A 19721-nucleotide genomic window follows, 5' to 3' on the forward strand; every position below is an offset into this window, starting at 1 on the left:
GCTCTATTAAATTAATGCCCAAGCTAGGTTTACAAACTCGCCATATCGATCACAAAACGATACTTCACATCGCTGCGGAGCATGCGTTCATAGGCCTCATTGATGTCTTCCATTTTAATCAGCTCGATATCGGACATGATGTTGTGCTCGGCGCAGAAGTCCAGCATTTCCTGTGTCTCTGGTATACCGCCGATCATAGAGCCAGCCAGGCGTTTGCGCCGGGCGATCAGGCTGAAGCCTGCTACGGTAGAAGGCTCCGGCGGCGCTCCCAGCAGGATCATGGTGCCGTCACGTTTCAGCATAGACAGGTATAGGTTGTAGTCGTGCGGGGCCGACACCGTGTCGATGATGAAATCGAAGGAATTGCGCAGCTGCTTGAGGGTAGCCTCGTCTTTGGTGACGGCAAAGTTGTGGGCGCCCAGGTCCAGTGCATCCTGTTTCTTGTTGGGCGATGTGCTCAGCACCGTCACGTCGGCACCTTTGGCAGCGGCAATTTTCACAGCCATGTGACCGAGCCCTCCAAGGCCGACTATACCTACGCGGTGCCCCTCTCCTATCTTCCACTGCATGATAGGCGAATAGGTAGTGATACCGGCGCAAAGCAAAGGCGCAGTACGGGCCAGGTCCAGGTTTTCAGGTACCTTCAGAGTATAATTCTCGTCTACCACGATCTGGCTGGAGTAGCCACCATAGGTGATCGTCTTCCCGTCTCGCTCAAAGCTGTTGTAGGTGCCCACATTCTGCACTTCGCAGTACTGCTCCAAGCCTTCCTTGCAGCTGTGGCACTCGCGGCAAGAGTCGACGAAACAGCCGACACCGGCCAGGTCGCCTTCCTTGAATTTCTTCACAGCAGATCCTACCTTGCTCACCACTCCCACGATCTCGTGACCGGGTACCAGCGGGTACATGGCCCCGCTCCATTCGTTGCGGACCTGGTGCAGGTCAGAGTGGCACACGCCGCAGTATTTGATATCGATCAGCACGTCATGCTCCCCCACCTCGCGGCGCTCCAGGCTGAAGGGCCCAAGCGGACTGGTAGGATCGAATGCGGCATAAGCTTTAGCTGAAATCATAGTTTAATTAAGATTTAAGAATTAATAGTAAGTTTAGTTTGGCACCTCGTCCAAAGAAAATTTCGACCGTACAGGGACTGATTCATGGCACCGGAAATGTGACTTAAAGCTTACAGGCGACTCAGGAAAAAGTTTGCAGGCACCCCTTTGGCATCAGGTTTCAGGGCAAATATACCGCCGCTCTTCGGAAATTCGTGCAGCTGATCATTATCCAGGCCGTTGCGGGCGGTGGTGATGTAGAGTGTATCCAGCCGCTCACCACCGAAAGCGCAGGAAGTAGTGTGCGGTGCAGGCACTTTTACTTTGAGGAGTAACTCCCCTGTTTCCGGGTCCCAGCAGCCCACACCGCCACCGCCGTAGAGCGCAATCCAAAGCCTTCCTCTATCATCAATAGTCATCCCATCCGGCTTTCCTTCATGCTCCGGTATAGCTATCACATCCCGCTCTTTCTGAATAGTGCCTGTATCGTGGTCGTAAGAGAAAGACTGCACCTTGCGGGTCGGCGTGTCAATGAAGTACATGCGACTTTTGTCTGCCGTCCAGACCAGTCCGTTTGAAACGCTCAGATTGTCCAGCACCTGTGCGATCTGCCCGTCATGTTCCATGCGGTAAAGCACCGCAGCCCCTTCACGCGAGTCCAGTGCCATGGTGCCCACCCAAAACCTGCCAGCTGGATCACATTTTCCGTCATTGAACCGGATATCGTCCTGTTCCAGCGGATTGGCCACCAGGGTCAGCTCGCCGGTTTCAGTGTTGATAAAATGGACGCCATTCTGCAGGGCAACCAATGCGCCGCCATTTACGATCGGTACCACCGTACCAGCCCGCTCACCTACCGGCCAGACGGTGTCTTCGTCTGTAGTGGGGTCAAAGAGGTGCAGTTCGCGGCCTTCTATATCCACCCAGTAAAGTCGCTTCTCAGCCGGATGCCAGATGGCTCCCTCTCCAAGCGTGGCCTTGGCGTCGAGCACCAGTTCCGCTTCCAGTTCACTGTAATTTTTGGCTCTGCTCATGTGTGTTGGCTTGCTGTGGTTGAGGTATAAAAAAAGCTGTCCCCATACCTGTGTGGGTACCGGAGGACAGCTTTCGGGATCATGCTATTGGCGAAGTGACAGGATGTAACGAGCCATCTCCTTGGCATCGGCTTCGCTTATGTTCGGGTGCGGCGGCATTGGGATCTGTCCCCATGCTCCGGATCCGCCCTGAATGATTTTACTCGATAAATAAGTTACGTTTTTGTCATTGAATTCGTATTTCTCGGCTACTTCCTGGTATGACGGGCCTACTACTTTCTGGTCCACTTTGTGACAGGCAAGGCAGTCAGAACCAGCGATCAGCTTCTCCCCTTTGGCGTACTGTCCGGCCAGCGCTTCTTTTTGCTGGGCAGCTCCCTCCGTTGCTCCCGGACCAGTCTCGGTGCCGGCCGGTGTGGTCTGTACATCCTGGGTGGCTCCTCCTGCAGGTGGTGTGGTAGCAGGGCGTGGCGGTTGCGGACGGGAAGCCACTGCCGTGGTGTCAGGCTGGTAGTCACTGTCATAGTAGCGTTCATACTCCGATTTCTGCTCATTGCCGCAGGCTGTCAGCAGCGCAAAGGCCGAAATAGCCATCAGTATCTTTTTCATAGTGCAAGGTTTTGTTTGTTCTAAATCGTGCTCTGAGAGCGCTCAGAGAATATGTACTCTCCTGAGCGCTTAAGGTTTTCAGATTTAAAGCAGCCTCCCATTCAATTCAGTTTAAGCTATATTTTCAGGATTCTATGTTCAAAATGCGTAACTTAAGCCTGCATACCCTATCTTATTCTATACCTTAAACCATGAAATTAACTCTTAAAAACGGGCTTCTGCTCCTTCTTCTGCTTCCGCTGCTGGCCTTTGGCAGCGCCCAGGCACAGAACCTCCCCAGCATCAGTTCCAAAACTGCAGGGATGAAAAAATTCTCCGGTTTCTATACCTTCTATTGGGACGAAAACAACGGTAAGATCTGGCTCGAGATCGATAAGTTCGGACAGGATTTTCTGTACGTGAACTCGCTGCCAGGCGGACTCGGCTCTAACGACATTGGCCTCGATCGCGGTCAGTTGGGCGGCCAACGCATTGTGTCCTTCAAAAAGATCGGTCCGAAGGTACTGCTCGTGCAGCCAAACCTGCGCTACAGAGCCATTACGGATAATCAAAATGAAGCCCGCGCTGTGGAAGAGTCTTTCGCCCAGTCTGTGCTCTGGGGATTTAAGGCCGAGGCTGCGGACGGGTATCGGGTGCTGGTAGATGCCACAGACTTTCTGCTGCGCGATGCGCACGATGTGATCGGCAGCATAAAACGATCCAATCAGGGCACCTATCGCCTCGACGCCAGTCGCTCGGCGCTATACCTGCCACGCACCAAAAACTTTCCAAAGAACACTGAGTTTGAGTCAACGCTCACTTTCACAAGCGATAATGGCGGCTTTATTGTGCGCAGCGTCGCTCCCGACGAACAAGCAGTTACGCTGCGTCAGCACCACTCCTTCATCGAGCTGCCTGACAATAATTACACGCCGCGTGAAGCTGATCCGCGAGCCGGCTATTTCGGTATCTCCTATTTCGACTACGCCACACCTGTCAACGAAAAAATCGAGAAGCGCTACATTGCCCGTCATCGTCTGCAGAAGAAGAACCCTTCTGCCAAGGTATCTGAAGCTGTGAAGCCAATCGTGTATTACGTGGACAATGGGGCTCCGGAGCCGATCCGATCCGCCCTGCTGGACGGTGCCCGCTGGTGGAACCAGGCTTTTGAGGCGGCTGGTTATAAAGATGCCTTTCGGGTAGAGGTGCTGCCCGATACAGCTGACCCGATGGATGTGCGCTACAACATGATCCAGTGGGTACACCGCAGCACCCGCGGTTGGTCTTATGGCGCTTCTGTGATGGACCCGCGCACCGGTGAGATCATCAAAGGCCATGTGTCGCTGGGTTCTTTGCGCGTGCGGCAGGACTACCTGATCGCAGAAGGACTGCTGGCGCCCTACGAGGCCGGCAAGACCGAAAACAAGGCGATGATGGAAATGGCGCTCGCCCGTATCAGACAACTGTCAGCGCACGAACTGGGTCATACCCTGGGCATCATGCACAACTACGACGCCAACAACAATGCCTCCGTGATGGACTACCCACACCCGCAGGTACAGCTGAACAGAGCCGGCAACATCAACATCAGCAATGCCTATGGTACTAGTATAGGTGAGTGGGACAAACTGGCCGTGACCTTTGGCTACCAGGACTTCCCGAAGGGCACCGACGAAAAGAAAGCACTGGATGAGCTGCTGGCACAGGGCCGAGCCCGCGGACTTACCTTTATATCTGACACGGATGCCCGCGCTCCCGGTGGCGCCCACCCGACTGCCCACCTGTGGGACAACGGCACCAATGCAGCGGATGAGCTGATGCGTGTGCTTGATGTTCGCAAAAAGGCCCTGCAAAATTTCTCTGAAAAGAACATTAAACCAGGTGCTGCCATGAGTACGCTGGAAGATGTGCTGGTACCCATTTACAATTTCCACCGCTACCAGACCGAAGCGGCTGCCAAGCTGATCGGGGGCATGCGCTATACCTATGCCATGCGTGGCGATAAGCAGCTGGTAACCGAAGTGCTTGACAAAAGAGAGCAGCAAAAGGGCCTCGATGCCATGCTTCAGACGATTTCGCCAGAAGTGCTTACCCTGCCAGAGAACGTCATCGCCCTGATCCCGCCCCGTGCGCCGGGCCTGGGTAATAACCGTGAGCTCTTCTCAAAAAGAACCGGGCTCACTTTTGATCCACTGGCAGCAGCGCAGGCCTCTGCTGAATTCTCTATTTCTTTCCTGCTGCACCCGGAGCGTGCCTCCCGCCTGGTGGAGTTTGGCGCACGTCATAACACTCTCAGCCTGCAGGATGTCACCAATCAGCTGATCGGGCAAACCTGGAAAAGCAGACGCCAGAACGGACTGGCTGGCCAGGTACAACTGCAAACCGAACAAGTGGTACTGAGCCACCTGCTAGCCCTGACACAGAACGAGAACGCCTCGTACCAGGCACGTGCCGTTGCCGCCAGCGCACTGGCCGACATTAAGCAGCATGCCACCAGTCAGGCCAAACGCACACGAGACACGGGCTACAAAGCACATCTGGATTTCGCGCTGGCCCGTATGGAGAAGCCTGAGGAAGTAAAACCAACCAAACAGCTCAACCTGCCTCCTGGCGCCCCTATTGGGGACGGCGTATTTGGTTGTAAATAGCCTTAGCAGGACCAAAAGTTTGGAAAATCTGTCCGCTTTAAGATAAATTTGAAGTCGGACATTTTAGCTTGAGCAATGAAGAAAGAATTGAAGAACCCGTTTGGCCGCGTATACCTTACCATAGAGGTAAACGCCAAGAACAGATGGGTGCATGTAAACTGGATGGGTTATCTAACAGAGGAGAATATCAAGACCGGCGCTCAAGCTTACACTGATGCACTGGCCGAGGCTGGTTACAACTGCGTTCTGAATGACACACGGCTGATCATTGGCGGATGGGCCCACTCCCTCAGCTGGGTACTCAATGAATGGAGCCCTCGTGCCGCCAGGGCCGGACTGAAGTATTTTGCCATGATCACTACTCCGGAAACCTTTGCTGAATCAACTGCCGCCAGCTTTTACAATAATCTGAAAGCTTTCACGGCAAAGGTATTTGATGACAAGAATTCCGCAGAGGAATGGCTCCAACAGTATTCTCTTAAAAAATAAGCAGCCCTTGTTGACATAAAACCCCGTCTGCGGTAGGTACACCTGCTACAGACGGGGTTTTGCACTTTTATTGTCAGTAATGTCTTGCTAGGAAAGCGTGCTGATCAGCTGCCGGATATCCACTTCATCCGCATAAGGCTCCAGCACTGCCATGGCACTGGCTGTTTGCTTAAAGGTACTCACAACCTCGGCTTCTGCGCCTGTCCATACCTCCACAAATGTGTGTCCCAACGTGTACAGTAAGATCGTATACCCGTTCACCTGACGGCGTGCAATGAGGGTGCCCTCCTTTTTCAGGGCTTCGCGCTGGCTCCGGTAAGGAAGCCTTTCGAACATGGAATATTCCAGCATAATCGGATGTTGCTTCGGGTAATTGCTTATATAAGGTTGGACGGTCAAAAATGGTTTCAAACAAAAACTACTAAGGTATAGCGGCTGGTTTCTGGAAAAAAATAAAGCTCACATAATCAACCACTTCTTCATCATAATAAATTTCAAGCAAACAGGTTAGCTAAGAATTTATTACCAGTTTAATTCAATTCTCTTAATACTACTTAGATGGCTTCATAAAGCTTACCTAATGATGGTAACAGTGCCTTTCAGAGTGCCAGAGCAGTCGTGTGTGGCTACCCAATGATACACCGCCTCGGGAAGGCCATTGCCGTTCCAGTCATTGTTATAGTTACTGCTTTCGTACACTTTGCTTCCCCACCTGCTGTATACCTGTAGTTTAGCACCCGCCAATGCAGGGTCAAGCACAAAATATTCGTTTTTGCCGTCTCCGTTTGGAGTGATCACATTGTAGGTTTTGTACGCGCTGCCCGCTAAAGCACTTTTGGCACTGCAGGGATCAAACTTCATCAGAAAACCATTGATTTCTCCCTTGGCGTTCCAGGAAAGGTGTTCTGCCTTGAGAGGTCCCCAAAACTGTCCCGAGATATAGAAGGCACCGTTTGCAGCGAGCGTAATATTTGCGGCAACTCCACCAGCGTTCAGGCTAATGCGCTCTCCCGGGTTTCCCGCAGCATCAAAATACTGCACAAAAGGCTTGAAGTCCCAGGCCCCTGCCAGAACGAGTCCTCCGGAGGGCAGCAGTTTTAAGTCCCTGGCCAGGTCATGCCCCTCTCCTGCATAGCTTCTTGCCCAGATCACAGCGCCATTTTCAGTCAGACTGGCCAGAAAAATATCTGCTGGCACTCCCGGGAACTCAACCATACCTGTTTCTTCCAGCACAATACCATCGAAATCAATTCTGCCCTTAAAGTAGCCTGCCAGGTATATGTTCTTTGTTTTGGGATCAATTTCCAGACTCTCTCCGGCACTACTCAGCAGGCCGACAGCATTGTTAAAACCCTTGAGCCAGAGCGTACGTCCCTGTTTGTCAAACTTTGCAACGAAGATATCATCATGGGATTCAGGGCCTGTCGCGATACTGTGATTTGCTATTTTGTACGTGCCGATGTAAGCCCCTGTCATGTACACATTCCCAACCGCATCCAGCTTTACTTCGCGTGGATAGACACTGCCATCGTGGAAGGATCGGCTGACAAACGATACCTGGCCTTCTGAGGATAATTTGATTAGCAGCAGATCATTCCCTCTCGGATTCTGACTTTTGTATTGCAGGTTTTCAAGCTGAACTGTGCCCCAGAACTGTACCGGTAACACCACTTCTCCTTCCGGGCTGGCGGTGATGACGCCCATCAGCGTAGCCGAGGCGTAGCGCTCCCTGGTGAGCACCCCCTTGGACCATAGTAACTGTCCGTTCGTATCAAATTTGCCGATGAATGTGTTAAATACACCTTCGCCCTTCAATACGACCTTGCCATTTATAAGCAGTTCCTCTATAAATACGCCGCCCACATAGATGTTACCAAACTTATCTGTCGCCACGCCAATGGCGCCATCATTTTGCGGGCCACCCAATGTTTTCGCCCAAAGCACCTGCCCCGCTGGGTTTGCTTTGTACATAAACATGTCTGTATTCTGTATGCTGGTAAGGGTATGGTTGCCGATGGTGATGGTCCCCTCAAAATGTCCCACCGAAATGATGTTGCCGTCTTTATCAACGATGTGGTTCTCAATAGCATTCATCCCCGTTGACCCGACCTGATGTCCCCATTGGATCTGGGCCTGCAGATTTAGCGAAAAGAACAAAAATAAAAGCAGAAGTAGAGGTTTATTCATGTAAGTGTAAGAAGTATGTTGGAGGTCTGTATGTAGATGATATCGCGCCATCATATATAGCATTAGCAATATAAGCTAATATTCAGATCTCTGTCATTTTTAATGACCACAATTATAGTAAGCCCACTCTTCTGACTAAACACAAGATAAATGTAGGATTTTGGCGAGTTGGATATTTACTTGCAGTTAGATTCAATACATCCTCTCACTGAACGTAAAATATTGTGAAAGCAGGAACACTCTCTTTTAAAGAAACATTTTTCATTGGCTTAATGCTATTCGCCATCTTCTTCGGCGCGGGCAATCTCATTTTTCCTTTATCATTGGGTCAGGCCGCCGGCACTGAACTTACACCTGCTATTATCGGCTTTCTGATGACAGGCGTAGGGCTTCCGCTGCTGGGCGTTATAGCGATCGGTATGTCTAAAAATGAAGACGTGCAGTCCATTTCGGCCAAGGTACACCCCCTGTTTGGACTATTGTTTCCGGTTATCATCTACCTGACCATCGGACCGCTGTTTGCCGTGCCCCGAACCGGCACAGTATCATATGAAATAGGTATAGCACCTTTCCTGCCAGAGGGACTGAAAACAACGGGATGGGGTATGCTGCTCTATTCTGTGGTATTCTTCACTGTCACTTACTTGCTGGCTCTGAACCCGGGGAAGGTCGTGGATCGCATCGGCAAAATTCTCACGCCGGTGCTGTTGCTAATCCTGGCTGCCCTGCTGCTCCAGAATATTTTTTCACCGCTAGGTGAGATTACAGCTCCGTTGGCGGCCTACGAGGCAGCCCCTTTCTTCAAAGGCTTCCAGGAAGGTTACCTGACCATGGACACCATTGGTTCTTTTGTATTCGGTCTGATTGTGATCAATGCTATACGCTCTAAAGGAGTAGATAGCCCAAAGCAAATAGCCAAAGTCTGCACCACAGCCGGACTGATAGCGGCGGCCGGACTTGGCCTGGTGTATGTCGGACTAGCTTACTCCGGAGCAACGAGTGTGCAGGCGATCGGACATCTGGAAAACGGCGGCCTGATCATCAGCCAGATCTCCAGTCTGCAGTTTGGACTCTCCGGTAGCCTGATTCTGAGCGTAGCCATTACTTTTGCCTGCCTTACTACCAGCATCGGCCTGATCGTGGCATGCTCCAGCTATTTCAACAAGCTGCGTCCTTCCATATCGTACAAGCAGTATGTGCTGGGACTCACGCTGGTGAGCGCACTGATCTCAAACGTGGGCCTGACGCAGATCATCTCTTTCTCTATACCTGTACTGGTGGCGATCTACCCGATCGTGATCGTCCTGATTACCCTGACACTGTTTGGTCCCCTGATCCGCAACCGAAATGCGATCTATACCTGGTCGGTGCTGCTGACAGGTATCGTAAGTGTGGTAGAGGGACTGGGCGCCGCAGGATTTGAGTTGGGCATCAGCGATGTCTTCGCGCGTTACCTGCCGCTTTACAGTCTGGGTATGGGCTGGATCGTGCCTGCGCTGGTCGGCTGCGTGATCGGCTTTGTGCTTTCTATGCGCCAGTCATCTTATGCACTTGAAAACGAGTAGTCCTGTCTGTTCGGTATGGTGCTGATTCTTTCAGTTGAGGCAAAGCTTAGGTAAAGCTATATTTTCCCGTAATTTTGCTTCTTATTACAGGATTGGCGTAAAATATGGTGCTGACTTACGGCAACACGAACGCCACGAACAACATGGAACCAAAAAGACTGAATAAATTCATCAGCGACTCGGGCTTTTGCTCCCGTCGCGATGCAGACGAGCTGATAGAGCAGGGCCGCGTGACGGTGAACGGGAAAATACCGACCGACCCCGGCATGAAAGTAACGCCGAAAGACAAGGTGCGCATCGACGACGAGATGCTGCGTGTGAAACAGGAACAGCCCGTATACCTGATCTTCAACAAACCAGCCAACATGTCGGCCACCTCGGATATGGCGGTGCGCGACAATGTGGTGCGAGCCATCAATTTCCCGGCTACACTGGAGCCAACCGCCATGCTGGAGCGTGAAGCGGAGGGTATCATCTTCCTCAGCAACGACGGCGACTTTGTGCGTGGCGTGAAGCGTGCCGATAACAGGTACGAGAAGGAGTATATCGTAACCGTGGATAAGATGATCACGGCTGATTTCCTGCAGAAAATAAGCGGTGGCGGCGCTCCTGTGCCGGGCGAAGAACGGTTAAACAACTCAGTATCAAAAGAGACCCAGACGCGCTTCCGCATTACGCTGAAACCGGGTACTGACCACTACCTGAAGCGCATGTGTGAGAGCCTTGGCTATAAGGTGATGCACCTGCAGCGTGTTCGTTTCGGTGAGTTTTCGCTCGCCAAATTGCCATCCGGTCACTGGCGTGTACTTACGCCACAGGAAGTCAACAGCCTGACCAGCCTCGTACCCGGTGGCAAGGGGACAAGCAGCCGAAAAACTTCTGAAAGCAGCTACGACAGACCGGCTCGAGGTGAACGGTCCGGGGCAAGAGGTGGCGCAGGTAGTGCCTCTTCATCCAGAGACGGCGCTTCGGGCACGAATGCCAGAACAGGTGCAGGACAAGGTCCGGCAAGAGGTGGCAGACCCGTATCTTCTTCATCAAAAGGAAGTGATGGCGCCAGAAGAGCAGACGCTTCAAGAGATGGCTTCAAAAGAACAGGCACTTCCAGAGACGGCGCTGGCAGCCCGGGCAAGAGCACACGGGGTGGTAGCTTTAAAGGCTCTCCGAAATCAGCACCCGGCAGAAGCACAGCTCCACAAAGTGGTGGCAAGCGCGGAGATGCCCCGAAAGGTGGTGGCCCAAAGCGCGGCAGATAAAGATTGGACGCTAAGAAATTAGCTGATACTATACCTGAAAAGCCCTCTTCCCCGGTCGGGAAAGAGGGCTTTTTTTTGATAAGTCGTGGCTGGTAGAAATTTGGTGCACGATTGGACATGTAGCGACCCAATGCCGTCAACTTAAGAAAAAGCTCTTTCGGATTTATTAATCTGAAAGTTTTATCGAGGGCCCCTACTCCCCATTGCAGGAGATTGCCAAATCCCCGTGTGTCAGCATACGCGGGTCTCAAACTCACTAATCCCAGGTTCCCATTTTACCCATCTGGTAGTCGCGGAAGGCCTGGTGAATCTCTTCTTCGGTGTTCATCACAAATGGTCCGTGTGATACAACGGGTTCGTTGAACGGTTGAGCATGGCCGAAGAGAATATAAGCATCCTCGGTTGCCTCGACTTTCACCTCCTTGCCTTCATTGTCAAATTCAACCAGGGTAAGTTTCTCAGCCGTCTGCCCGTTTACCTTCACGGTACCACGCACTACATAGAAGAAGATGTTGCGCTCTGCAGGGATGTTGTAGATGAACTCTCCGCCTTTCTGCAGCTCAATGCTCACGATGTGAATGTCGCTCAGATTCTGGATAGGCGCCTGCACCTCCCCCCAGCTGCCTGAGATCACGTTTACCCGCACTTTGCCATTATCAAGTTCTACAACCGGAATCTTGTCTTTCTGCAGCCCAATGTACTTTGGTGCAGTCATTTTGTGCTGGGCAGGCAGGTTGAACCACAGCTGGAGAATCTCCAGTGGCCCTCCCTCCTTCTTGAATTTATCTGACGACACTTCTGCGTGGATCAAACCACTACCGGCTGTCATCCACTGCACGCCACCAGCTTCGATGATATCCTTTCCACCGCCCGTATCCTGGTGCATGATGTCGCCATCGAGTATAAAGGTCAGTGTTTCGAAACCACGGTGCGGGTGCGGACCGAAAGGCAGCCCCCTATTGCCGGGCTTGTATACCTGCGGACCGTGGTGGTTCAGGAAAAGGAAAGGATCGATGTATTCCACTTCGCGCGTAGGTATGGCCCGGTAGGTTACCAGGTCATCCATGGGCGCATATACTGCTTTATGTAACTTCTTTATCTTTCGCATAAGGTTATATCTAGATCGACTGCAAAATAATGTATATACATCAATTACCCTAACCCCTATCAGATTGTTTCGGATAGCTTGATGTTCCCTCTATGCTTAACATAAAAATCCCACCGTTTCCAAGGCTGGATTGGGTGGGATTTTCACGCTACACTGATAGTAAGGTATACGGAAACTTACCCGATTAAGCCGCTTTCTCTTTTTTCAGTAGCTTGAGCAGTGTTTCTGCCGCTGGTTCGGATGAAGCCGGATTCTGCCCCGTGATCAGCAGCCCATCGGTTACTACGTACGGCTGCCAATCGTCTGCCTTGGAGTAATCTCCGCCCAGTTCTTTCAGCCTATCCTCCACCAGGAAAGGCACAATATTCGTTAGCTGCACGGCCTCCTCTTCTGTATTGGTGAAGCCAGCTACTTTTTTGCCTTTTACCAATGGTTCGCCATTCGGCGCCTTGGCTTCGGCCAGTACGGCCGGACCATGACACACAGCCGCCACTGGTTTCTGCTGCTTCGTAAACTCCTCAATCAGACGGATGGATTCGCGGTCGTTTGCCAGATCCCACAGAGGTCCGTGCCCACCCGGGTAAAACACCGCATCGTAGTCCTCGGCACGCACTTCGCTAAGCTTCCTGGTGCGGGAGAGTTTATGTTGCAGGTCATCGTCTTCGTAAAAACGCCTAGTTGCCTCCGTCTGTGCATCAGGCTCCGTGCTTTTCGGATCGATTGGCGGCTGTCCGCCTTTCGGGGAAACCAGATTAACCTGCACGCCGGCATCAGCCAGTGTGTAATAAGGAGCGGCAAACTCCTCTATCCAGAAACCAGTTTTCTTGCCGGTGTCACCTAATTGATCGTGTGAGGTCAAAACAAATAATACTTTCATAGTTTATGCTATTTAAATGGTAATCGAGTCAAACAAATTAACCTCATTTAGCAGGGCAAGGTTTTAACTGAAAAGCTCGGAGGAAAGGTAGCGATCGCCCCGGTCACAGATAATACAGACGACCACGCCCTCCTCCAGTTCGGAGATCAGCCGGGTTGCCGCTGCCACTGCGCCGCCGCTGCTCATACCTGCAAACACGCCCTCTTCCCGGGCCAGTCGGCGGGTCATGGCAGTTGCCTCCTGCTGCGATACGTCCAGTATGCGGTCGACCCGCTCCCGTTCAAATATTTTGGGCAGGTACGCCTGTGGCCAGCGTCGGATACCGGGAATCTGGGAGCCTTCCACGGGCTGGGTACCCACAATCTGCACGGCCGGGTTTTGCTCTTTCAGGTAACGGGATACTCCCATGATGGTGCCCGTCGTACCCATGGCCGACACAAAATGCGTGACTGCCCCCTCTGTGTCGCGCCAGATCTCCGGGCCGGTGCTGCGGTAGTGAGCGCCGTAGTTGTCCGGATTGCCAAACTGGTTGAGCACAAAGTAGCCGCCTTTCGACTCTTGGTCGCGCACATAGTCAATGGCTGCCTCCATGGAGCCCTCGGCTGGGGTCAGGGTTACTTTCGCACCGTAGGCCTCCATGGTTTTTACTCGTTCGGGCGTGGCGCTGGCGGGCATCACCAACTCAATCTCTACACCGAACAACTGCGCGATCATGGCCAGTGCTATACCTGTATTCCCACTGGTGGCTTCGATCAGCTTAATTCCTTTGGTCAGTTCTCCCCTGTCCAGCGCTCCCTTGATCATACCATAGGCCGCTCGGTCCTTCACGCTGCCGCCCGGGTTATTTCCCTCCAGTTTGACTAGTAGTTTTACATTTGGGTTTGGAGATATATTCCTTAACTCCACCAAAGGGGTATTGCCAATAAAGTCCAGTAGTGTCCGTGTTGTCATTGTGTGATTTTTGGTGCATCCTGTATACCTGTACGTGTTTATTGCCGCAATGGAATTGCCCTTTAGATGAAAGGAAAATACAGCAGGTATAAAAATGCTCTTGGATTGACCTCAGGTATGCATCGGGAAGGTCACTCTACGTCTGGCATTGATGGGTGCTCCAGCAAAACGGAAATGAATGTGGATTACGATTACGAGGTTCAATAATACCCCTAACAGGTATACGAAGTCAACATGTGACGTCGCTTCAAACTTTTACTCCTCAACTCTCAAACTCCCCAACTCCTAAACTCTTATCTTTGTAACCATGCCTATCCGCAAGATCATCCACATCGACATGGACGCCTTTTTCGCTTCCGTGGAGCAACGCGACAACCCCGAGTTGCGCGGCAGGCCCGTGGCGGTGGGCGGTTCGCGGGCAAGAGGCGTAGTGGCAGCAGCCAGTTACGAGGCCCGAAAGTATGGCGTGCACTCTGCCCTTGCCTCCAAGATCGCGGCACAGCGCTGCCCGCAGCTGATCTTTGTGAAGCCCCGCTTTGAGGTATACAGCGCCGTATCGCGCCAGATACGCGAGATCTTTTATTCCTATACCGATCTGGTGGAGCCGCTCTCACTCGACGAAGCCTACCTCGACGTGACCGAAAACAAGATCGGCATGCCTTCCGCTACGATCATCGCCAATGAAATCCGAGCAAAAATTCAGGAAGAAACCGGCCTGACCGCCTCTGCCGGCGTGTCCTTCAATAAATTTCTGGCCAAGATCGCCTCCGACATGAACAAGCCCAATGGCTTCACCCTGATCACACCAGACAAGGCTGAGGACATAGTGGCGGCGCTGGCGATCGAAAAATTCTATGGCATCGGAAAAGTAACGGCTGCCAAGTTGCAGAGCATGGGCATCCTCACCGGAGCCGATTTGCGGGAGCGCTCTGAAGAAGAACTGGTGCGGCATTTTGGTAAAACAGGGCGCTACTACTACCGCATTGCCCGTGCACAGGACGAACGGGAGGTGCAGCCGCACCGCATCCGTAAGTCCATCGGCTCGGAGCGCACCTTCGAAATAGACCTGACCGAGGAGGAAGTGATGCTGCCGGAGCTCGAAAGGCTGGCAAAGGAGGTGGCGCATGACATGGAGCGTCTGCAGACCACGGCCAAGACCATCACAGTCAAGATCAAATACTTCGACTTCAACCAGACCACCCGCAGTAAGACTTTTCTGGGCGAGATCAAGTCTGCCGATGCCATCTTTACGATCGCCCGCGACTTGTTGCGGACGCCCCAGTTGCCGGCGTACCCAGTCAGGCTGTTAGGTATAACCGCATCCTCCCTCCTCTACCAGCACGACAAAATGGAGGGCTACCAGCTAACCCTGGAGTTCTAGCATGCCTTACTTTTTGGCAACGTATTTTTTGGCCAGTACCCAGCTTTCACGGTCCCCATCGGCCTCGGGGGAGATTTCCAGTAGTTCTGAATAGTAGCGTTTGGCCTTTTGCTTGTCTTTGGATTTTTCAGCAGCAAGGCCCGCACCGTAAAGACTGTTATACCTTTTGGGCGATACCTTCAGACTGGCTTCATAGGCCTGCATGGCTTCTGCTGGCTTTTTGCTAAGCAAAAGCATGTCACCCAACAGCTCTCTGGCGGGAAGAACAGCGCCTGGTGTTACCGGATGTTTGTCCAGTGCATCTTCCTTGTCAGCCGCTTCCCGCATCATGGTCAGCGCCTTTTTCTTGTCTCCTTTTTTAAACTCCAGCCATGCCTGCACCGCCAGGTGTTGTGCTTCGGCTTGTGCCGCCCAGTAAGTTTCTCCGGAGCCGCTCAGCTGTGTCCGCAGTTTATCCAGTGCCACCAGGGCCTCTTCTGCCACAGCGATATTGCCGGACCGGGCACCTCCTACACCTCTGGCAAAGTGGGTGATCGCTTCAGCGCTGGGATAATTATACCAGGTGAAGTTTTCAGGAGACCGGACAGGCAAAGCAGCAGCCTCTGCCCACTTGCCCCTTTCCAGGGCATGGCGCGCAGGTATAGCTGCCAAAGCATAAGCCGTCGCGAACGCAGGTGCATAGCCGGAAACAGCCTGCATTTTCTTTACTACTTCCTGTGCTTTTTTGTCGCGCCCCTGTTGCAGGTAGCCATAAGCCATGTAATCCAGCGCATGAGGATAATGCATGGAAACTGCCGCTCCAGAAGACTGCCGAAGCGCGGCATCTGCGGAGCGTATGTTCCAGTCCACGGCGTCTGTCCACTGCCCTAGGCGAATAAAAATATGACTCGGCATGTGCAGGGCGTGCGGTACATCCGGAGCAATACGCTCGTACTCCCGCGATACTTTTACGGCTTTGCTTGCCAGCAAGGGATTATCATAAGCATGGATGATGTAATGGAAAAGCCCCGGATGGTCTGGGTTTTTGTCATGCAGCTGCTCCAGCAATGCACCTGATTCCTTCTGTCTGGCAAAGGTATTGTCAGTCTTAGGAGTGGTACCAAGCTGACCCAGCGCATAAAAAGCGGCTGCCTCCACCTCATCCGGATACGCCTGATGTACCTGTTTATACCCATCCTCGAAGGCTTTCAGTTGATCTGCATAGCTGGTATTTTCCCAGTTTTCATAGAATCCGGTTACGGCCTTGATATAGGCTTTTTCTTTCGCGGTCAGGTTCTCTTGTTGCAGAGCTTTTTCCACGGCTGCCTGCCCTTTTTGGAGATTCTCATCAGAGGGTCGCTCACCCCAAAGGGGGTGAATATAGCTCATGGCGATGCCCCACTGCGCCATGCCACAATCAGGGGCGGCCTCAGCTGCAGCCGCAAACTCCTGTTCCGCCTGCTCATACATCATGTGGTGCATGAGTGCCAGACCAGTGTCAAAATGGAGCTGCGCCTCATCCCCACAAGAGGTTTGCAGGTTCACGGTACCGTGTTTGGTCGCATGTCCCTGCGCGGTCGTATGCTGGCTATGGGTAGTAAAAAAGAGACAACATACTATAGCTATAACAAGTGATGTTCGCATGCTGTTTATATGGAATTGAGCTAACAAAAAGACCAAAAGCAAGGACGACGAACGCCGAATTTAAGCTGCGAAACGCTTAATAGTGAGAGAGCCGGTCAAGGTATACGAGAGGTATAGCCCATCTTATTTTTTTACTCATTCTGCTGTGATATGTTTATCTTTTATAGCATTGTTCTGATGCAAACTGCCAAATTCAGATAAGCAGGCCGATGCGATTAAACCATTCTTTTCCGGAATAGTCTTTTATCAAATATCTGAAACAGGTATATTGTAAAACACTAATCCAAATCTAACCTAATCTTTCACCCCATTATGAGCAAAAATGTACGCTATGCCCGGCTGGCTACACTGCTTCTGGCTGGTGCACTTGTAGCACCTCCCGCCTTTGCCCAAAGCAAGGAAAAGAAGAAGAACAAGAAAAAAGCCAAGCAGGAAGTAACCACCACGCAGGCTACTCCGGCTGTTAAAAAAGACGATAACGGTGTAAAACCTTATGCCAGCGTCATCACCCCGAATGCCGTGACCGACGAAGGCCTTTTCAAGGTGCACCGCATCGACGAGAAGTACTTCTATGAAATTCCGGATACGCTCCTGAACCGCGACATGCTGATGGTGAGCCGTATCGCCAAAACCGCCACCAACCTGGGTTATGGTGGTGAGGAACTGAACCGCCAGATGCTGCGCTGGGAGAAGAAAGGCAACCGCATTTTGCTGCGCTTGATTTCTTACCAGAACGTGGCCAGCGACACGCTGGAGATCTTCCACTCCGTGCAAAACTCCAACCTGGCTCCTGTTATCCAGGCATTCGACATCAAAGCCTTCAACAACGGTGCTTCGGTGGTAGAGGTAACTGACTTCTTCTCGAAAGACGTGCAGGCACTCGGTCTGAACAAGCGCCAGCGTGAAACACACAAAGTAAAGAAACTGGACGATAAGCGCTCTTTTGTGGAGGGTATCAAGAGCTTCCCGCTCAACATAGAGGCCCGCTCATTGATGACCTACGAAGCGACTGATCCGCCAGCAAACTCCAATGCAGGTACGATCACGGTAGAGCTGAACCACTCCATGCTCCTGCTGCCGAAGGTGCCGATGCCGGCCCGTCGTTTTGATGAGCGTGTAGGTTACTTTACCCTGTCGCAGACCGACTACGGTACTGACGAGCAGCGTGCCGCCAAGCGCCGCTACATTGTGCGCTGGAAGCTGGAGCCGAAAGACAAAGAGGCCTATGCCCGCGGTGAGCTGGTAGAGCCGGTAAAGCCGATCGTTTATTACATTGACCCAGCCACGCCAATGAAATGGCGCCCATACCTGAAACAAGGTGTGGAGGACTGGAACAAGGCCTTCGAGGCGGCTGGTTTTAAGAATGCCATCATCGCAAAAGACGCTCCTACCCCGGAAGAAGATCCAGAGTTCAGCACCGAAGATGCGCGCTATTCTGTAATCCGCTACTTCTCTTCTGAAACGCAGAACGCCTACGGTCCGAACGTACACGACCCGCGCTCAGGCGAGATCCTGGAAAGCCACATCGGCTGGTATCACAACGTGATGAACCTGCTACGCAACTGGTATTTTGTACAGACGGCCGCCATTAACCCGGATGCCCGCAGCGTGAAGTTCAAGGACGAAGTGATGGGTGAGCTGATCCGTTTTGTGTCTGCCCACGAGGTAGGCCATACCCTGGGTCTTCCGCACAACATGGGTTCCAGCGCCGCCTATCCGGTGGAGAAGCTGCGTGATGCGAAATTTACGCAGGAAATGGGTACTGCCCCTTCTATCATGGACTATGCCCGCTTCAACTATGTGGCGCAGCCGGAAGACAAGGGTGTAGCCCTGATGCCAGGCATCGGTGTATACGACAAGCATGCGGTAAGATGGGGCTATACCTACTTCCCGGAGATGAACGGTTATGACAACGTAGCCAAGCTGTCGAAATGGATTCTTGAGAAAGAAAACGACCCGATGTACCGCTTCGGCCGTCAGCAAGGTAATCCGGTAGACCCGTCTTCACAGACCGAGGACCTGGGCGATGACGCCATGCTGGCCAGCCACTACGGCATCCTGAACCTGAAGCGCATCATGCCAAACCTGATGGAGTGGACGAAGGAGGAGAACAAGAACTACGATGACCTCCAGGAGATGTATACCCAGGTGCTTGGTCAGTGGAACCGCTACATGGGCCACGTAACGGCCAACGTCGGCGGCGTGTACGAGAACTACAAGACCTACGACCAGAAGGGCGATGTGTACGCTGCCGTACCGAAAGAGAAGCAGCAGCGTGCCATGAAGTTTATCAACGAGCAGGGCTTCTCTACTCCTACCTGGATGCTGGACCAGAACATCCTGCGTAAGATTGAATCAGCTGGTGCTGTGGAACGCATCCGTACGGCGCAGGTTAACATCCTGAACAATGTGCTGGAGCCAGGCCGTATGCAGCGCTTGCTGGAGTCACAGGCGGCATTGGGCAGCAAAACCTATACCTTGCCTGAGATGATGGCCGACCTGCGCAACGGCGTGTGGTCTGAGATCGGCAGCGGCAAAACGGTGGATATGTACCGCCGTAACCTGCAGCGCGGCTACCTGGATCGTATGGAGTACCTGATGAAGGAAGAGCAGCGCTCAGTTCCTAGCGGCGCACGTGCCTTCATGGGCTTCACGCAGGTGAACATGTCGCAGTCGGATATCCGTCCGATGGTGCGCGGCGAGCTGACTGCTCTGCGCAACCAGATCAAAGCCTCTTTGCCGAAGACGCAGGATAGCATGACGAAGTACCACTTGCAGGATGCACTGGTACGTATTGACAACATCCTGAACCCGAAAAGTTAAATTTCCTGTTTTTGTATGATACAGAAAGCCCCGGCCACTTTGGCTGGGGCTTTTTATTTATAGTATTTGTTGAATGTTAAGAAAGATATCCTATGCAATCGACAGAACAATGGGACATCGTGCCACAAAATCAAATATA

Annotated in this window: 15 protein-coding genes; 6 read left to right on the forward strand and 9 right to left on the reverse strand. The window is 52.4% G+C overall.

The genetic code is table 11. The features are described from left to right. Window positions 1-29 precede the first annotated feature (29 nt). The 3 genes from I0P70_RS14805 to I0P70_RS14815 all read right to left on the reverse strand — a co-directional run bounded on the left by I0P70_RS14805 (window position 30) and on the right by I0P70_RS14815 (window position 2695). Complete coding sequence (locus I0P70_RS14805) at window positions 30-1073, reverse strand: NAD(P)-dependent alcohol dehydrogenase (protein ID WP_196119441.1); 1044 nt, start codon at window positions 1071-1073, stop codon at window positions 30-32. A 110-nt stretch (window positions 1074-1183) separates the two neighbouring features. Further along, window positions 1184-2086, reverse strand: a complete 903-nt coding sequence (locus tag I0P70_RS14810) for an SMP-30/gluconolactonase/LRE family protein (protein ID WP_196119443.1) — start codon at window positions 2084-2086, stop codon at window positions 1184-1186. A gap of 84 nt (window positions 2087-2170) precedes the next feature. After that, window positions 2171-2695 (reverse strand): c-type cytochrome, encoded by a 525-nt coding sequence (locus I0P70_RS14815; protein ID WP_007660623.1) that lies wholly within the window; start codon window positions 2693-2695, stop codon window positions 2171-2173. Window positions 2696-2886: 191 nt separating this feature from the next. Between I0P70_RS14815 and I0P70_RS14820 the strand changes: the two genes are divergently transcribed. Then, window positions 2887-5322, forward strand: a complete 2436-nt coding sequence (locus tag I0P70_RS14820) for a zinc-dependent metalloprotease (RefSeq protein WP_196119445.1) — start codon at window positions 2887-2889, stop codon at window positions 5320-5322. A 75-nt stretch (window positions 5323-5397) separates the two neighbouring features. Then, on the forward strand, window positions 5398-5811 hold the full coding sequence (locus tag I0P70_RS14825; protein WP_196119447.1) for an STAS/SEC14 domain-containing protein: 414 nt from the start codon (window positions 5398-5400) through the stop codon (window positions 5809-5811). Window positions 5812-5898: 87 nt separating this feature from the next. On the opposite strand, the gene I0P70_RS14830 is transcribed toward I0P70_RS14825, so the two are convergent. Together I0P70_RS14830 and I0P70_RS14835 are read right to left on the reverse strand one after the other, a co-directional pair. Next, window positions 5899-6162: a hypothetical protein gene (locus I0P70_RS14830; protein WP_196119449.1), complete on the reverse strand. Its 264-nt coding sequence runs from the start codon at window positions 6160-6162 to the stop codon at window positions 5899-5901. 222 nt (window positions 6163-6384) lie between these two features. Next, window positions 6385-7998 (reverse strand): gliding motility-associated C-terminal domain-containing protein, encoded by a 1614-nt coding sequence (locus I0P70_RS14835; protein ID WP_196119451.1) that lies wholly within the window; start codon window positions 7996-7998, stop codon window positions 6385-6387. Between the two features lie 224 nt (window positions 7999-8222). On the opposite strand from I0P70_RS14835, the gene brnQ reads away from it, so the two are divergent. Both brnQ and I0P70_RS14845 read left to right on the forward strand, forming a co-directional pair. After that, window positions 8223-9563, forward strand: coding sequence for a branched-chain amino acid transport system II carrier protein (gene brnQ, locus I0P70_RS14840; RefSeq protein WP_196119453.1), 1341 nt, complete (start codon window positions 8223-8225; stop codon window positions 9561-9563). 104 nt (window positions 9564-9667) lie between these two features. Further along, window positions 9668-10819: a S4 domain-containing protein gene (locus I0P70_RS14845; RefSeq protein ID WP_196119455.1), complete on the forward strand. Its 1152-nt coding sequence runs from the start codon at window positions 9668-9670 to the stop codon at window positions 10817-10819. A gap of 256 nt (window positions 10820-11075) precedes the next feature. Here I0P70_RS14845 and I0P70_RS14850 read toward each other — a convergent pair whose 3' ends face one another. The 3 genes from I0P70_RS14850 to cysM form a co-directional block, all read right to left on the reverse strand. Beyond that, window positions 11076-11927, reverse strand: a complete 852-nt coding sequence (locus tag I0P70_RS14850) for a pirin family protein (RefSeq protein WP_196119457.1) — start codon at window positions 11925-11927, stop codon at window positions 11076-11078. Window positions 11928-12111: 184 nt separating this feature from the next. Further along, window positions 12112-12804, reverse strand: coding sequence for a type 1 glutamine amidotransferase domain-containing protein (locus I0P70_RS14855; protein WP_196119460.1), 693 nt, complete (start codon window positions 12802-12804; stop codon window positions 12112-12114). 63 nt (window positions 12805-12867) lie between these two features. Beyond that, entirely contained in the window at window positions 12868-13755 is an 888-nt protein-coding gene (gene cysM, locus I0P70_RS14860; protein ID WP_196119462.1) for a cysteine synthase CysM, read from the reverse strand. A gap of 307 nt (window positions 13756-14062) precedes the next feature. Here cysM and dinB point away from each other — a divergent pair, with 307 nt between their 5' ends. Beyond that, entirely contained in the window at window positions 14063-15136 is a 1074-nt protein-coding gene (gene dinB / locus I0P70_RS14865; protein ID WP_196119470.1) for a DNA polymerase IV, read from the forward strand. 6 nt (window positions 15137-15142) lie between these two features. Here the strand turns inward: dinB and I0P70_RS14870 are convergent, their stop codons facing one another. Continuing rightward, window positions 15143-16759 (reverse strand): lipopolysaccharide assembly protein LapB, encoded by a 1617-nt coding sequence (locus I0P70_RS14870; protein ID WP_196119472.1) that lies wholly within the window; start codon window positions 16757-16759, stop codon window positions 15143-15145. Between the two features lie 312 nt (window positions 16760-17071). Between I0P70_RS14870 and I0P70_RS14875 the strand changes: the two genes are divergently transcribed. Further along, complete coding sequence (locus I0P70_RS14875) at window positions 17072-19582, forward strand: zinc-dependent metalloprotease (protein ID WP_196119474.1); 2511 nt, start codon at window positions 17072-17074, stop codon at window positions 19580-19582. Window positions 19583-19721: the final 139 nt, after the last annotated feature.

This window comes from Pontibacter sp. FD36 (assembly GCF_015686655.1).
Lineage (GTDB): Bacteria > Bacteroidota > Bacteroidia > Cytophagales > Hymenobacteraceae > Pontibacter.

Excerpts from the sequence above, each read along its gene's own strand:
- I0P70_RS14805 (WP_196119441.1), bottom strand. The coding sequence starts at position 1,073 with ATGATTTCAGCTAAAGCTTATGCCGCATTCGATCCTACCAGTCCGCTT.
- I0P70_RS14845 (WP_196119455.1), top strand. The coding sequence starts at position 9,668 with ATGGTGCTGACTTACGGCAACACGAACGCCACGAACAACATGGAACCA.
- I0P70_RS14810 (WP_196119443.1), bottom strand. The coding sequence starts at position 2,086 with ATGAGCAGAGCCAAAAATTACAGTGAACTGGAAGCGGAACTGGTGCTC.
- I0P70_RS14820 (WP_196119445.1), top strand. The coding sequence starts at position 2,887 with ATGAAATTAACTCTTAAAAACGGGCTTCTGCTCCTTCTTCTGCTTCCG.
- I0P70_RS14825 (WP_196119447.1), top strand. The coding sequence starts at position 5,398 with ATGAAGAAAGAATTGAAGAACCCGTTTGGCCGCGTATACCTTACCATA.
- I0P70_RS14815 (WP_007660623.1), bottom strand. The coding sequence starts at position 2,695 with ATGAAAAAGATACTGATGGCTATTTCGGCCTTTGCGCTGCTGACAGCC.
- I0P70_RS14875 (WP_196119474.1), top strand. The coding sequence starts at position 17,072 with ATGAGCAAAAATGTACGCTATGCCCGGCTGGCTACACTGCTTCTGGCT.
- I0P70_RS14835 (WP_196119451.1), bottom strand. The coding sequence starts at position 7,998 with ATGAATAAACCTCTACTTCTGCTTTTATTTTTGTTCTTTTCGCTAAAT.
- cysM (WP_196119462.1), bottom strand. The coding sequence starts at position 13,755 with ATGACAACACGGACACTACTGGACTTTATTGGCAATACCCCTTTGGTG.
- I0P70_RS14850 (WP_196119457.1), bottom strand. The coding sequence starts at position 11,927 with ATGCGAAAGATAAAGAAGTTACATAAAGCAGTATATGCGCCCATGGAT.
- I0P70_RS14870 (WP_196119472.1), bottom strand. The coding sequence starts at position 16,759 with ATGCGAACATCACTTGTTATAGCTATAGTATGTTGTCTCTTTTTTACT.
- dinB (WP_196119470.1), top strand. The coding sequence starts at position 14,063 with ATGCCTATCCGCAAGATCATCCACATCGACATGGACGCCTTTTTCGCT.
- I0P70_RS14855 (WP_196119460.1), bottom strand. The coding sequence starts at position 12,804 with ATGAAAGTATTATTTGTTTTGACCTCACACGATCAATTAGGTGACACC.
- I0P70_RS14830 (WP_196119449.1), bottom strand. The coding sequence starts at position 6,162 with ATGCTGGAATATTCCATGTTCGAAAGGCTTCCTTACCGGAGCCAGCGC.